15 protein-coding genes and 1 tRNA gene are annotated in these 13,129 nt (G+C 62.3%); 5 read left to right on the plus strand and 11 right to left on the minus strand.

What is annotated here, in order from left to right; translation table 11 throughout:
• Positions 1–75 precede the first annotated feature (75 nt).
• Positions 76–1,203, plus strand: a complete 1,128-nt coding sequence (locus ET21_RS0114575; RefSeq protein WP_030540263.1) for a TIR domain-containing protein — start codon at positions 76–78, stop codon at positions 1,201–1,203.
• Positions 1,204–1,496: 293 nt separating this feature from the next.
• Here the strand turns inward: ET21_RS0114575 and ET21_RS0114585 are convergent, their stop codons facing one another.
• The 7 genes from ET21_RS0114585 to ET21_RS0114615 form a co-directional block, all read right to left on the minus strand.
• Positions 1,497–1,853, minus strand: a complete 357-nt coding sequence (locus ET21_RS0114585; protein WP_202807131.1) for a hypothetical protein — start codon at positions 1,851–1,853, stop codon at positions 1,497–1,499.
• Between the two features lie 167 nt (positions 1,854–2,020).
• Positions 2,021–2,464, minus strand: coding sequence for a hypothetical protein (locus ET21_RS27715; RefSeq protein ID WP_156029194.1), 444 nt, complete (start codon positions 2,462–2,464; stop codon positions 2,021–2,023).
• Positions 2,437–2,513 (minus strand) — tRNA-Arg (locus tag ET21_RS0114595). Before ET21_RS0114595 ends, ET21_RS27715 begins: the two co-directional genes overlap by 28 nt.
• A 34-nt stretch (positions 2,514–2,547) precedes the next feature.
• Positions 2,548–3,024 (minus strand): DUF1178 family protein, encoded by a 477-nt coding sequence (locus ET21_RS0114600; protein WP_030540266.1) that lies wholly within the window; start codon positions 3,022–3,024, stop codon positions 2,548–2,550.
• Entirely contained in the window at positions 3,021–3,851 is an 831-nt protein-coding gene (locus ET21_RS0114605) for a carbon-nitrogen hydrolase family protein (protein WP_030540267.1), read from the minus strand. The genes ET21_RS0114600 and ET21_RS0114605 overlap by 4 nt, the downstream gene beginning before the upstream one ends.
• 5 nt (positions 3,852–3,856) lie before the next feature.
• On the minus strand, positions 3,857–4,114 hold the full coding sequence (gene grxC, locus ET21_RS0114610; RefSeq protein WP_021237646.1) for a glutaredoxin 3: 258 nt from the start codon (positions 4,112–4,114) through the stop codon (positions 3,857–3,859).
• Positions 4,115–4,163: 49 nt separating this feature from the next.
• Positions 4,164–4,913, minus strand: coding sequence for a ComF family protein (locus ET21_RS0114615; protein ID WP_193378979.1), 750 nt, complete (start codon positions 4,911–4,913; stop codon positions 4,164–4,166).
• Positions 4,914–4,957: 44 nt separating this feature from the next.
• Here ET21_RS0114615 and ET21_RS0114620 point away from each other — a divergent pair, with 44 nt between their 5' ends.
• Positions 4,958–5,806, plus strand: a complete 849-nt coding sequence (locus ET21_RS0114620; protein ID WP_030540269.1) for a methyltransferase domain-containing protein — start codon at positions 4,958–4,960, stop codon at positions 5,804–5,806.
• A 72-nt stretch (positions 5,807–5,878) separates the two neighbouring features.
• On the opposite strand, the gene ET21_RS0114625 is transcribed toward ET21_RS0114620, so the two are convergent.
• Positions 5,879–6,847 carry a diacylglycerol kinase family protein gene (locus ET21_RS0114625; protein WP_021237643.1) on the minus strand — a complete coding sequence of 323 codons (969 nt, stop codon included), beginning with the start codon at positions 6,845–6,847 and terminating at the stop codon, positions 5,879–5,881.
• 6 nt (positions 6,848–6,853) lie between these two features.
• Positions 6,854–7,345: a DUF2141 domain-containing protein gene (locus ET21_RS0114630; protein ID WP_021237642.1), complete on the minus strand. Its 492-nt coding sequence runs from the start codon at positions 7,343–7,345 to the stop codon at positions 6,854–6,856.
• A 133-nt stretch (positions 7,346–7,478) separates the two neighbouring features.
• Between ET21_RS0114630 and lptF the strand changes: the two genes are divergently transcribed.
• Both lptF and lptG read left to right on the plus strand, forming a co-directional pair.
• Positions 7,479–8,699: an LPS export ABC transporter permease LptF gene (lptF, locus tag ET21_RS0114635; protein ID WP_030540270.1), complete on the plus strand. Its 1,221-nt coding sequence runs from the start codon at positions 7,479–7,481 to the stop codon at positions 8,697–8,699.
• Positions 8,700–8,703: 4 nt separating this feature from the next.
• Positions 8,704–9,804, plus strand: a complete 1,101-nt coding sequence (lptG, locus tag ET21_RS0114640; RefSeq protein WP_021237640.1) for an LPS export ABC transporter permease LptG — start codon at positions 8,704–8,706, stop codon at positions 9,802–9,804.
• Between the two features lie 37 nt (positions 9,805–9,841).
• Here the strand turns inward: lptG and ET21_RS0114645 are convergent, their stop codons facing one another.
• Positions 9,842–10,909 (minus strand): fatty acid desaturase, encoded by a 1,068-nt coding sequence (locus ET21_RS0114645; protein ID WP_030540271.1) that lies wholly within the window; start codon positions 10,907–10,909, stop codon positions 9,842–9,844.
• Positions 10,910–11,039: 130 nt separating this feature from the next.
• Between ET21_RS0114645 and ET21_RS0114650 the strand changes: the two genes are divergently transcribed.
• Entirely contained in the window at positions 11,040–12,197 is a 1,158-nt protein-coding gene (locus ET21_RS0114650) for a GNAT family N-acetyltransferase (RefSeq protein ID WP_030540272.1), read from the plus strand.
• 12 nt (positions 12,198–12,209) lie between these two features.
• On the opposite strand, the gene ET21_RS0114655 is transcribed toward ET21_RS0114650, so the two are convergent.
• On the minus strand, positions 12,210–13,100 hold the full coding sequence (locus ET21_RS0114655; protein ID WP_030540273.1) for a diacylglycerol kinase family protein: 891 nt from the start codon (positions 13,098–13,100) through the stop codon (positions 12,210–12,212).
• Positions 13,101–13,129 lie beyond the last annotated feature (29 nt).

The raw sequence follows: 13,129 nt of genomic DNA on the forward strand, positions 1-13,129 counted from the left end.
GGGTCCCTTTTGCGCGCCGATTGGGGGTACCGATTGGACGCCGATTGACACAACAGAACAGTCACAGGGGAATCCATGACGCCGCATGATGAATTGTTTGGCATCGCTGAGAGACTTGAAGCGAGCGCTAAATCTGCAGTTTTGGAAGCAATGCAGCCCCACTTCGCCAAGCTAGAGGAAGTGTCCAGCACCGCTGGAAGAGCCTTTTCAGGTTCATGGCTCGGCTACCACGCCCGGGTCTACTACAAGGATCTTGAGCCAGCACCTCCTGGCGCGCACTTCAGTCAAGAATGGGGCCTGCGCGATTCCTACTCTACGCTCGGGAGCGTTGGGGAGTGGCGCGAATATGACTCCAAGCAACTGGTTGATTATCTTCGCAAGCGAGCAGGCAATCCCGATTTGGGGACGGTCGCGGCTGCCGCAGTCGGCGCAGAAAGGGTATTCGGGACCGCAAAGGCGGAGATCAGGTCAATTATCCAGACCGAAGACGGAGGCGGCACTGACAGCTTCCTTGCGTCCCTGCTGCAAGAGCTCGACAACCTAAAGCCAGTGGCTCCTGGCGATCTTATTCGCCATTGGGCACCCAAGGGGCAAACGATAACCCGCGACACCACCGCGGCTGGTCAAGGGACCCAAGCGCCACCCCATTTGATAATCAAGGCCGAGGTTGCGTCTTACCGCCAGTCGTTCTTGATATGCGCGGAAGCGGCCGTTATCGCCCGCAAAGCCGCGTCACACCTACAGCGGAAATCTCGGCAGCGGACTAGGGAGGCGCGCATCGGCACTAATGTCTTCATCGGCCACGGTCGAGCCAGCGCATGGCGCGAGCTGAAGGATTTTGTGCAAGATCGTCTGCGCCTTCCTTGGGACGAATTCAATCGGGTTCCCGTGGCCGGCGTCACAAACCAGGCACGACTGGCTGAAATGCTCGATGCTGCCGCGATCGCCCTTGTGATCATGACTGCGGAGGATGAAACGGCAGAAGGGGCCATGCAGGCCCGCATGAACGTCATCCACGAAGTTGGATTATTTCAGGGACGTTTGGGTTTCACGAAAGCGATCGTTCTTTTGGAAGAAGGGTGCGACGAGTTCAGTAACATCCAGGGTTTGGGGCAAATCCGGTTCCCGAGGGGGAATATCGCGGCTGCATTCGAAGAAGTCCGTCGCGTCTTGGAGCGCGAGGGGGTCTTGGCTGACGGCTAGTCTGTACAGGGCCCGCAAAGCGCACACGCTCGCTACGTGCCGCGCTGGAGGTTGACCGTTGCTGCTCCCGGGGCGCCTTAGGACCAGCGACTAGCTGCTTGCGAAATGCGTGAGACTACCCACCTTCATACCGCGCCGCTTCTCTCCAGCGTTTCGCCGCAGTGTCAGCGCTCCGGTCAGTCGTCTGGACGTGCTGGCCGAGATAGGAGCCTTGAGCTACCCAGACGGATTTTGACCGCTGGCGCACTTCTATGGCGATACGCTCGCCCCACACCTCGACCATCATCTGCATATTAGTACGCGGAAGCTTCGAAGGCCTGCGCCTCTGCCCGAGCCTTGCGCGGAGTATTCTCTTGATGTGCCCTGCTCGAATACGGCCCGATCGCGAACTCGCATTCGATCGTGATACCAGACACTTCCCCAACTGGGTCCTTGCCGGCTTCGTGGTAGTGCTTGCCGTCGTCAGGGTATTCAAAGCCCCACCACACGCGCCTGACGATGAAATCCTCGGTCCCTACGTGCTTGTCGTCGGGCGGGCTGGCATACTTCCGCATGACGGTGATGTAATCGCCCGCTCGCGGCAGAGCAGGCACCCGCATGCGGAGAGAGTAATCCGCCTCGCCGCCTCCTGGTGGCACGAACGTCAACATTACCTCAAACATCATCTTCTCCGCGAATCGTTACGGAACCATCTTATCCATGAACGGGTGGCGGGGGGTAGGCAGAAAGTCCGGCCGCTGCCGCCCTAGGACCGCGCTTGGTCCAGAAGCAAAGCGCAATCTGGAGATTTTCTGACGCGGCCAATTCCGCTTCGCTGTTATTCGAACAGCTGTCGCGCTCGAGCGCGAGCATGGCGCGAGTTTGTTTTGTTCGGATCGCGCGCCCGACGCTGCTCCTGACGCTCGCGCGCTTGCTCGCTTAGGATGCGTGCTTTCTCTTCGGCCAGGCGACCTATCATGCCGATGCTGGCGAGCACATCGAGCTGTGAAGGAGAAAGGGTGATGCCGCGCCCCTGCTGAAGCGCGCGGGAAACTTTGCGATCGAGGTCGATGACAGCTTCAGGATAGTCACGGTTCACCGCCATCTCATGTGCCATTCTTGTGCCATGGAACCGCCGGTATGTGGCGGAAAAGCTCGGAAAACTAAGGTAAAACGTGGTAACGGATCGGCACACAGAAATCACGCTGCTAGCCAGCTTTTTACACTTATGCGCCTGAATTTCTTTGATAAAAATGGCGCACCCGACGGGATTCGAACCCATGGCCCTCAGATTAGGAATCTGATGCTCTATCCTGCTGAGCTACGGGTGCCCGATGACGGCTCTATTCTGCGGGAGGCGCGGGGTCAATTCTTCGCTTCGGGCGGGATGACGGGAAAAGGCAGCGCGGCCACCTCCACGCCCTCAGCGATCAGGGCGCGAGCTTCGTCGGGGGCGACTTCGCCGTGGATGCTGACGCGGTCCTGTTCGCCATAGTGCATCGCGCGCGCCTGTTCGGCAAAGCCGCGTCCAACCCAGGTGGAGCCTTCCAATACCTTCGCCTGCGCCTGAGCGAGGCTCGCCATCAATTCCCGCATCCGCGCTTCATCGCCCGTCACCGCCACAGGCGCAGCGTCACTTTCAGGCTGGCGCACAGCGGCGGGGCGGCTGTTTCCCTTGGGCGCAACGGCAGGAGCCATCAGTGCCTTGGCCACCTGCGTGTCGCCGCACATGGGACAGGTGAGCAAGCCCCGCGCCGCCTGATCCTCATAATCGGCGCTCGACCCGAACCAGGCTTCGAACACATGATCCTGAGCGCTGCACTTCAAATCGAAAACGATCACGATATTATCACGTCCTGGGCTATGACCCGCCGGTTGGCGAGCGCGGGCACGCGCGCGCGAACCTCCTCTATGCGGGCAAGGTCGATTTCGGCAAGACCCAAGCCTGCGTCAGACCCCATGTCCAGCAGCACGTCACCCCAGGGATCGACGATCAGGCTGTGGCCATAGGTCTCCCGCCCGTCCGCATGTCGGCCGGTCTGTGCCGCCGCGATGACGAAACAGCCCGCTTCAATAGCACGGGCGCGCAGCAGGACATGCCAATGGGCCTGTCCGGTAGGCACCGTGAAGGCGGCAGGCATCAGCAGCACGGACGCTCCCGCATCGGTAAGCGCCCGGTAAAGGTCGGGGAAACGCATGTCATAACAGATCGACATGCCCATGCGTCCCCATGGCGTATTCACAGCCACCACGCGATCGCCCGGTCCATAGACGGAGGATTCCCGCCAGCTTTCGCCAGTCGCCAGATCGACGTCGAACAAATGGATCTTGTCATAGCGCGCGCGGATTTCGCCCGCCGCGTCGATCATGAAGCTCCGGTTGGCCCAGCGGCCGTCTTCCCGTTCATCTTTCAATGGCAGCGATCCGACATGGACCCACAGGCCATGCTTCGCTGCGGCCTCCTGTACCCGGGGCAAGACAGGATCATCCGCTTCGGACCGCAGGGTTGCCGCAGCACGCTGCCGGTCGCGGTCCAGATAGCCCGCCATTTCCGGCGTGAAGAGAATGTCCGCACCCTCCCCCGCAGCGCGCGCGATCATGTCCGTCATCGCTGCGGCATTTACGGCGGGATCGACCCCGCTCGTCATCTGGAAGATCGCGGCGCGCATCGGTTTTATACGCCCAGCAGCGGGTCGAGCTTTCCCTGCCGGTCCAGCGCCGCCATGTCGTCGCTGCCGCCGATGTGCCGCCCGTCGATGAAGATCTGCGGCACCGTCGTTCCGCCATTGGCGCGCTCCAGCATCTCGGTGCGTTTGGGTCCGCCCATGGTGATGTCATATTCCTCGAAGTCGACGCCCTTCCCCTGGAGCAGCGCCTTGGCTCGCGCGCAATAGCCGCACCACGCCTTGGTATAGATTTCGACTTTCGCCATGGGTCCCGATACTCCTTGCCAGTTCAAATTGTGGCTGGGCGCGCCTTTGTCAATCGGCCGCCTCGTCGCGGCCGGGCAAGGCGCGCGCCCAGCACAACAAATGAACGCTGGACGCGCCGCCGCGTTTCAGCACGCGGGCGCAGGCGGCAGCGGTGGCCCCGCTCGTATGCACATCGTCGATCAGAATCACTGCCCGCCCCTTGAACCGATGGTTTCCTGCGAGAGCGAAGGCGCCCCGCACGGCCTTGGCCCGGCGTTTGGGGTCCATGGCGCGCAGCGGTTGCGTCGCCCGGATGCGCTGCAAGCCATGCTTGTCGACATCCAGCCCCAGCAGCTTGCCCAGATGATCGGCGATCAGCGCGGATTGGTTGAAGCCCCGCCACCATAGCCGCCAGCGGTGTAGCGGCACCGGCACCACCAGCGGCGGCGGATCGCTGATCCCGACGTGCCGCGCCATCTGCCGCGCGATCAGCCGGGCGAGGCCGATCCGCCGACCATATTTGAGCCGCAGCGCTACCCTTCGCGCGACATCGCCATAGGCCAGCACCGCCCGCGCAGTGTCGAACGGCGGCGGATCGGCAAGACATGATCCGCATGCGCTGCCCTCCCCCATGTCATAATCGAAGGGCAGCCCGCACCGGGCGCAGCAGGGGTCGCCCAGAAATTGCATCCCGCTCCAGCAGCGCAGGCAAAAGGCGTCGTCCGCATCCACGATGATCCCGCATCCGGGGCATCGCGGCGGCAGAGCGTAGTCGATCACCGGACGTGACACGTCCTTGAGAAAGCTGAGGAGCGGCATGATCTCCCTTGTTCCCGCTCCTCCGCCGATGCACAAGGCCCGCCATGACCCAGCCCGACATCTTCGACCGCGCCTTGAGAGCCAGACGGCGGGACCGGATGATGGGCCGGTTCGCCGATCATGACTTTCTCTATCGCACGATGCTGGACGAACTGCTCGACAGGCTTGCGGATGTGAGGCGCGATTTCCCCGAAGTGCTGCTGATTGGATGCCCGGACGACAGCGGCCGGACCGCTCTGGAAGCCATGGGCAAGCGAGTCGTCTGCGCCGATCCTGGCTTTGCGGCGGCAAGGCGGCAGGGCGGCGTACAGGTGGATGAAGATGCCCTCCCCTTCGCCGACGATAGTTTCGATCTGGTGGTCGCCTGTGGAACACTCGACAGCGTCAATGATCTCCCCGGCGCGTTGATCCTGATACGCCGCATCCTGCGGCCGGACGGTCTGATGCTGGCCGCCTTCACTGGCGCTGGCACCCTGCCCCGCCTGCGCGCCGCCTTGATGGCGGGGGAAGGCGACCGCCCCGGACAGCATATCCACCCCCAGGTCGATGTGCGCGCCGCTGGGGATCTGCTCAGCCGTGCCGGTTTCGCCATGCCGGTCGCAGACAGCGAAACGATGTCCGTGCGCTATGGCGACATAGTGCGGCTGATGCAGGATCTGCGCGGCATGGGGGCGGGCAATGTCCTGACCTCGCGGCCGCCTGCCTTGCGGCGCGAAGCGTTGATCGGGGCGGCAGGGCATTTTGCGGCCGCTGCCGACCCCGATGGACGCACGGCGGAGCAGATGGCGATCCTGTACCTTAGTGGCTGGAAACCGCATCCAAGCCAGGCGAAGCCCGCCCGGCGCGGCAGCGCGACGGTTTCGTTGGCGGAAGCGCTTAAACGGAAGGAATGAGAGCGAAGGAACCGGCGTTGCCCATGTTCCGCTCCACTACCTCAGGCGGTCCCCCTCCCCTTCTGAACGGGGTTAAGCAGCGAGCCGGAGAAATGGTACAGGCTCGGTGGAACGCAGCACGATGGGCTTGCCTTCCGACGCTTCGAACAGCTCGCCGTCCAGGATGACGCTACTATGCTCGCCCTCGATACGGATGATATCGCCCTGCTCAAGGTGGATGCCCTGCATCTTCGCCTTGCCCACCCGGCGGGTCACGCTGGCCCAGGCCAGGCGCAGCAAGGCGGAAAGGCTCTGATCGACAGCCATCAGCTTCATATTGCCGCGCCGGCTGTCGCCCGGCTGCACGCCCAGCAGCAGCCGTTCCAGCGTCGTCACGATCAGTACCGCGAATCGCCCCGCAAGTTGACCGTCACGGATCAGAGAAATGCGCACCGGATGGCTGGATTGCGGCAGGAAGTGCGCCTTGATCCCGAAGATCAGCGACGCCAGCACTGCTAGCACCGTCAGGAAATGGCTGAGGCCATTGGACAGTCCCAACGGATAGATGCGGTTACGGCAATAGAGCATGTAATCGGCAAGGCCTGCCCCGCCCAGAAACATGCCCAGCACCGGCCGCGTATCGGCACCGCCATCGGAAAGAGCGATCAATTCTCGCGCAACGACATGGTCGTCAACGCCCGCCTTGGCGATCTGAACGATCCTTTCCAGCGCTTTGATAGGATCGCCGTGGATGCCGAGATCGAGCGCGATCAGGTTGGTCTTGCCATTGGGCAGCACGGCGATCGGCGGCACCCGGCCCTTGAAATGCTCACCCTGATACAGTTCGGTCAGCGCGGCCTGAACAGTGCCGTCCCCGCCATTGATGACGATGACCACCGGATCGACGCGCGCGATGGTCTGCAACGCCCGGCCGATCTGGTCGACATGCTCCACCTCATAATGGAAGATGTCGGGATTGCTGGCGCAGTAACTGCGCACGCGCGGCAGGCTCTGCCGGTTGCCCGTGGATTTGGGATTGGACAGGAGCGCGACGTGGACCATCTGGGATCACATATATTGAAGGTTGATGGTGATCCGCGTCACACCTGGACCAACCTGAATCGCGGCCTTCTCGACCGAAGGCTTGCCCAGGTTGAAGATGCTGATGGACGGATTGTTGGAAAAGCCGCCGCCGTCGCGCGAAATCTCCGTCTTGCCATTGCCGTTGCGGTCATGGCGGACGGCGATGGCGTAGCGGCCGGGCTCAGGCACCGGCATGCAGAAGCGCATGGCCCCATTGCTGGGCCGCACTGCCGTGTCGATGCGGTTCAGCCAGGCGCCTTTTGCCAGCCAGGCGCTTTTGGTGGCGGGGTAGGTTTGCAGACGCACCTTGCCCGTTGGCGCAGCGAATCCCCGGACGTCCACCAGCACCGCCGGCCCCGTGGCCGAAGCGCCGCAGCGGTCGAGGTCGTTGCTGATTTCCTGTCCATGGGCCATTGCGGGGGTGGCGGTGAGCAGCGCCACCGGCAAGAGACCCACCGAAACTTTGAACATGACCATCCAACTCCGTGAAGCTATAGCCGCCCAATGAACCGGACGGCGAGCCCCTGTTCGCCCCGCAAACTTCTTTCCGTGATTCCGCTATGGGGTGGGTTTGCGGCCAAATCATGGTGATGGGACGACCACATAGAGAATGCTGACCGCCATTGATCGATATCTGGCCCGGCTGATCGCCCTGCCCATGCTCGGCACGCTGGTGATCTCCGCGATGCTGCTCGTACTCGACAAGATGCTCAGTCTTTTCGACTTCGTGGCGGCAGAGGGTGGGCCGGTCAGCGTCGTATGGCGGATGCTGGCCAATATGATGCCCGAATATCTGTCGCTGGGTATCCCGATCGGGCTGATGCTGGGCATTCTGCTCGCCTTCCGCAAGCTGGCCCTCTCGTCCGAACTGGATGTGATGCGTGCGGTGGGCCTGTCTTACGGCCGCCTGCTACGCGTGCCCTATATGTATGCGATCGCGCTGGCATTGCTCAATTTCGGCATCGTCGGCTTCGTCCAGCCGCTATCCCGCCATGCCTATGAAGCGCTGCGTTTCGAACTGCGTTCGGGCGCGCTTGGCGCATCGATCAAGGTCGGCGAGTTCACGAGTCTGGGCAAGCGGATGACCTTGCGAATCGAGCGCAGCCTGGAGGGCGGGCGCAATTTGCAGGGCATATTCGTGCGCGCCGTGGGGAAGGATGGGCAGACCGTCGCCGTCACGGCTGCGCAGGGCAGCTTCCTTGCCACCGACGATCCCGACACCATCATCTTCCGCCTGCGCGACGGCGTGCTGGTGAACGACGCGCCCAAATATAAATCGCCGCGCATATTGTCTTTCTCCAGCCACGACCTTCCCATCGACCTGCCGCAGATTGAGCGGTTCCGGGGACGCAATGTCGACCGGGAGAAGACGATCATCGAACTGGCGGTCATGGGCCGCGATCCTTCGGTCAAGCCCAAGCTGCGCAACGAGATACGCGCCAATTTTCACTTCCGCATGGTGGAAGTGGCGATGATGCTTCTGCTGCCGCTCGCAGCGCTCGCCTTCGCGATTCCGCCCAAGCGATCGACCTCGGCGCTGGGCGTGTTCCTGTCGATCGTCTTCATCGTCACCTATCACAAGATCAACGAATATGGGCAGAGCATCGGCGCTCTTGGCCGGATCGATCCGATCATAGCTTTATGGACGCCGTTCCTGACCACCGCTGCCCTGATCCTGTGGATGTATCATGTCGTTGCCCATCGCCCTGGCGGACAGCCGATCGGCGCGCTGGAATATGCCTTCGCCAAGCTTGGCAAGCAGGTGGGCAAGCTGCTGCGCCTTGGGCGACGGCGCAAAAAGCCCGATCTCGCAGCGGAAGGGATAAGCTGAAATCATGCAGTTCGACTTTTTCCCCTCCCGCCAGCTTAGCTGGTACATGGCGCGCCTGTTCTTCACCCGCACATTCGCGGTGCTGGCGCTGCTCGTTGTCGTTCTTCAGACGCTCGACCTGCTGGGCGAATCCGGTGATATCCTCGCCTATGCGGGCAATGGCGACGCGCAGCTGTGGCATTATGTAGGCCTGCGCATGCCGCAGATCATTGCCCGGTTCCTGCCCTTCTCAGTGCTGCTCGGCACGCTGATCATGCTCGCAAGCCTCAACCAGAATAGCGAAATCATCTCGATGAAGGCGGCTGGCCTGTCAGCGCATCAGATATTGGCGCCGCTGATCGCATCGGCGCTGGTTGTGGCGCTCATCAGCTTCGCCTTCAATGAAAGGATCGTGGCGCGCTCCACTGCCCGGCTCAGCGCGTGGCAGGCGGTAGATTATGGACCCCTGCCGCGCGACAGCGGGATAAAGACTAGTCCCTGGGTGCGGGAGGGCAATAATCTGGTGACGGCCGCCATCGTCGCGGGGCGCGGCACCGCCGTTCAGTTGCGGAAGGTCGAGATCTTCAACCGCGTGAACAACAGCCTCGTCACCATCATCCAGGCTCCCAGGGGCCATTATGACGCCGCGACGAAAAGCTGGGTGCTGGAGGACGCGCGCCAGTTCGACGTCGCACGCGGCACCGAACGGCAGGTCGGCACCGTCCGCTTCGGGCGCGACATACGGCCGGATCAGTTCACGCTGGCCAAGGTCGATCCCGATGCCATGACTTTCAGCGAATTGCGCGACGCCATTACGGACCTGCGCGATGCAGGCAGGCCAACGGCGGAACTGGAAGGAAGTCTGTGGCACAAGGTATCGGGGCCCTTGTCGGCACTGCTGATGCCCATTTTGGGATCGGTCGCCGCGTTCGGACTCGCGCGTTCCGGCCAGTTATTTGTCCGCGCGGTCATGGGAATGGCGCTTGGCTTCGCCTATTTCGTGGCGGATAATTTCTCGCTCGCCATGGGCAATCTTGGCGCTTACCCGCCCTTCCTTGCCGCCTGGGCGCCCTTCTTCCTGTTCCTGCTGCTGGGCGAAACCGTCCTGTTCCGCACTGAGGAATGAGCGCCTGCCCCAGGCCAGGGGCGCGCCGCACCCTGCCTTAGCGCTTCACCATCGTGCTGCGCGCGATCTTACCCACCAGCGGCCACATGCCGGCATAATTGCCCCGATGATAAGGTGATTCCGTGTCCAGCGTCGCAATCAGCCGGGCATGCGCCTTGCCTAGTGCATGATAGGGCACACTGGGCAGCAGATGATGGAGCGCGTGATAGCGCAGCCCTACCGGAGCCCAGAGGGCGGCGAAGGGCGATGGAGGCGGAACGTTGACGGAGTCCAGATATTGGGCGGTCACTGTCATCGCCTCGCCTTCATTTTCCCACAGATGTGCGACAAGGGTGCGCAGCTGGTTGATGACGGTCATGCCCGAATGCACGGCCATATAGACGAGCAGCGGCTTCCATCCGAGAACAGCCGGGCTGGCCACCAGCGCGATCGCGAACAGGCAAGCGCCCCCTTCCTGCCAGAGCCATTGCCGGCGGAACTCGCCTTCCGGCGCGCGGCGGCGATAGGCGGGATTGATCGACAGCGCCGAATATTTCTCCCGCACCAACCGCCGCAACGATGGCAGAACGAGGCCCAGCGGGGTCAAAACGGCAAAACGCAGGATCAGGCCGATGGGCGCGAGCGAGGCTACGATGATGAACAGCGGCAATGACCACGGCTTCATCAGAGCCAGCGGCAGATATTCCGGGTCGTCCGCCGTGCCATAGCGGGTGCGCGCATGATGCTGCGTATGCACCCCTTCATAGAGGAAGGAGGGAATCATCAGCGGAATGCCCACCAGCAGATTCCAGCCCAGCCGGAAGCCTGGCAGCGCGCCCTTGCGAATATGGGTCAGCTCGTGAATGAAGCTGGCCGCGCGGTAGAGCGCCAGCATCGCCACCAACCCGCTCAACAGGGCCAGGGGAACGCTGTCCACCATGATACCAGTAGCCAGCGCGGCATATCCCAGCAGTGCCGAAGCCAGCATGTCCGGCCAATAGATCGCCGGATTCGCCACCGAATATTCGCGCGTCAGGTCTGCGGCGGCGCGCAGCATCGCGGCATCGTCGGGGATCGCCTTACGATTCACCGGAGCGCTCGCAAAGATCGGGTCATGCACAGTCATGCATGCGCTCCTAACCAGGAATTGCGCTTAGATCGTGGCAGCAAGATGACGTTTTCGCCTTTGTGAAAGCCCGATTGACAATCGCGGGCCAAGCGCCGAACTGCTCCCATCTCTTAGCGAAAGCTCAGCCGTGGCCCATTCCGATCTGGTGATTACTCCCATCGCTTCCAAGGCCGATCGCAAGGCCTTTGTCGATCTTCCCTGGCGTGTCTATGCGGGCGATCCCCATTGGGCACCGCCGTTGAAGAGTGAGGTGTATGCCCTGATCACCCCTGGGAAAAACCCGTTCTTCGGTCATGCCGAAGCGCAATATTTCCTCGCCCGCCGCAACGGCCAAGTGGTGGGACGCGTGTCGGCACATATCGATCATCTGGCGCTCAGCCAGCCAGCGGAACAGGGCATGGGGCCAGGCACCGGCAATTTCGGCCTGTTCGAAGCGGAGGACGCCGAAATCGGTGCCGCGCTGATCGAAGCCGCGGAAGGCTGGCTTCGCGCAAAGGGCATGTCACGGGTCCTGGGACCGATATCTCTGTCGATCTGGGAAGAACCGGGCCTGCTCATCCAGGGCTTTGACCACAGGCCGACGGTGATGATGGGCCATGCCAAGCCCAGCTATCAGCCAATGATCGAAGGGGCCGGATATCAGCCGGTCAAGCAGCTCAAAACCTATGAGCTGGACATCACCAAGCCCTTTCCTCCGCTGATCCAGCGGATTGTCGCTTCCGGTGAAAAGAGCGATCGTATCCGCGTCCGCAAGGTCGACAAGAGCAAGTTCGATGAAGAGGCGGCCATCATCCTCGCCATTCTGAACGACGCATGGGGCCGCAATTGGGGTTTTGTCCCGATCACCGACGAGGAAGTGGCGCATTTCGGCAAGCAGTTGAAACCGATCGTCTTCAACGACCTCATCATGATCGCCGAGCTGGAGGGCGAACCAGTCGCCTTCATGATGACCCTGCCCGACCTAAACGAAGCGACCGCGCCGCTCAATGGATCGCTGTTCCCCTTCGGCTGGGCGAAGCTGCTCTGGTGGCTGCGCAAGCCCCAGGTCCGTACCATGCGCGTGCCGCTGATGGGCGTGGTTCAGCGGCTCCAGGCGTCCCGCCTCGCCAGCCAGCTCGCCTTCATGATGATCGAATATATCCGGCGCGCCGCGACCACTCATTATGGCGCGACACGGGGCGAGATCGGCTGGGTGCTTGACGACAATCAGGGCATGAACGCCATCGCCGACGCGATCGAAAGCAAGGTGAACAAGATCTACCAGATCTACGAAAAGGACCTCTGATCGCAGCGCCCGTCAGCGCGGCACCGCCACGTCGATAGCCCCCGGCGCCACCTTCGCCGTCGCGGGGGTGGCCGCCACGACTTCCCCGTCGATCGAGATACGCTGGCGCGGATGCGTTTCAATGCGGAAGGATTTGCCGCGAAACTCCTCAGTATGGGCATCGCGATCGCGCAGCTTGAAGAATTTGGAATACCAGTCCCACGCCAGCCGTGCATGGCTCCGCCCGACGACTGCCTGGATCACCAGTTCACCGCTGTCGACATCGGCCCGCTCCGACAGTTCGACGCCGCCATGATAGGGGCCGTTGAGAATCCTGACCTCCGTCGACCACATGCGCCTTTGCTGCGCACCATCGTCGATGGTCAGGCGAAAGGCACGAAAGCTGACGGAGCATTTGACGGCCCAGACCAGATATCCCACGCGTCCCAGATAGCGTTTCAGTTTAGCGGGCACGGTCTGCCCGATCATCGGTGACAGGCCGAGCGAGGCCGCGTTCACGAAATAGTCGCGATCGATCATGCCAAGATCAATCCGCCGCCGTCTGCCAGTTGCAATGACGTCGATCGCGCCGTCCAGGTCCAGAGGAATGCCGAGCGTCCTGGCGAAGCTGTTCGCCGTCCCCAAAGGCAGCACGCCAAACACGCACTCCTTGCCTACCAGTTCATCGACCGTGCCGGACAGGGACCCGTCGCCCCCGCCGACAATGACCATCGGCGCGCCTTCCTCCACCATTTGCCGCACTGTTTCCTGCAATCGGGCAGGATCGGACACGGCATGCGCCTTGATCAGCCTGACGCCAGCGGCTTCCAGCTTCTGCTTCGCCTCTTCGAAAAGCGCCTCGCCCCTGCGGCTGTGCACATTGACGACAAGGGCCGCATCCTGCGGCAAGGACCTATTTTCCATGGCCTCAACAACTCGCCAGCGGCGCGCCG

The organism is Sphingobium sp. DC-2 (assembly GCF_000722555.1).
GTDB lineage: Bacteria > Pseudomonadota > Alphaproteobacteria > Sphingomonadales > Sphingomonadaceae > Sphingobium > Sphingobium quisquiliarum.

What these genes read in the sequence shown, in the direction of transcription:
- ET21_RS0114575 (WP_030540263.1), top strand. Translation starts at nt 76, where the DNA reads ATGACGCCGCATGATGAATTGTTTGGCATCGCTGAGAGACTTGAAGCG.
- ET21_RS0114585 (WP_202807131.1), bottom strand. Translation starts at nt 1,853, where the DNA reads ATGTTGACGTTCGTGCCACCAGGAGGCGGCGAGGCGGATTACTCTCTC.
- ET21_RS27715 (WP_156029194.1), bottom strand. Translation starts at nt 2,464, where the DNA reads ATGGGTTCGAATCCCGTCGGGTGCGCCATTTTTATCAAAGAAATTCAG.
- ET21_RS0114605 (WP_030540267.1), bottom strand. Translation starts at nt 3,851, where the DNA reads ATGCGCGCCGCGATCTTCCAGATGACGAGCGGGGTCGATCCCGCCGTA.
- grxC (WP_021237646.1), bottom strand. Translation starts at nt 4,114, where the DNA reads ATGGCGAAAGTCGAAATCTATACCAAGGCGTGGTGCGGCTATTGCGCG.
- ET21_RS0114615 (WP_193378979.1), bottom strand. Translation starts at nt 4,913, where the DNA reads ATGCCGCTCCTCAGCTTTCTCAAGGACGTGTCACGTCCGGTGATCGAC.
- ET21_RS0114620 (WP_030540269.1), top strand. Translation starts at nt 4,958, where the DNA reads ATGACCCAGCCCGACATCTTCGACCGCGCCTTGAGAGCCAGACGGCGG.
- ET21_RS0114625 (WP_021237643.1), bottom strand. Translation starts at nt 6,847, where the DNA reads ATGGTCCACGTCGCGCTCCTGTCCAATCCCAAATCCACGGGCAACCGG.
- ET21_RS0114630 (WP_021237642.1), bottom strand. Translation starts at nt 7,345, where the DNA reads ATGGTCATGTTCAAAGTTTCGGTGGGTCTCTTGCCGGTGGCGCTGCTC.
- lptF (WP_030540270.1), top strand. Translation starts at nt 7,479, where the DNA reads ATGCTGACCGCCATTGATCGATATCTGGCCCGGCTGATCGCCCTGCCC.
- lptG (WP_021237640.1), top strand. Translation starts at nt 8,704, where the DNA reads ATGCAGTTCGACTTTTTCCCCTCCCGCCAGCTTAGCTGGTACATGGCG.
- ET21_RS0114645 (WP_030540271.1), bottom strand. Translation starts at nt 10,909, where the DNA reads ATGACTGTGCATGACCCGATCTTTGCGAGCGCTCCGGTGAATCGTAAG.
- ET21_RS0114655 (WP_030540273.1), bottom strand. Translation starts at nt 13,100, where the DNA reads ATGGAAAATAGGTCCTTGCCGCAGGATGCGGCCCTTGTCGTCAATGTG.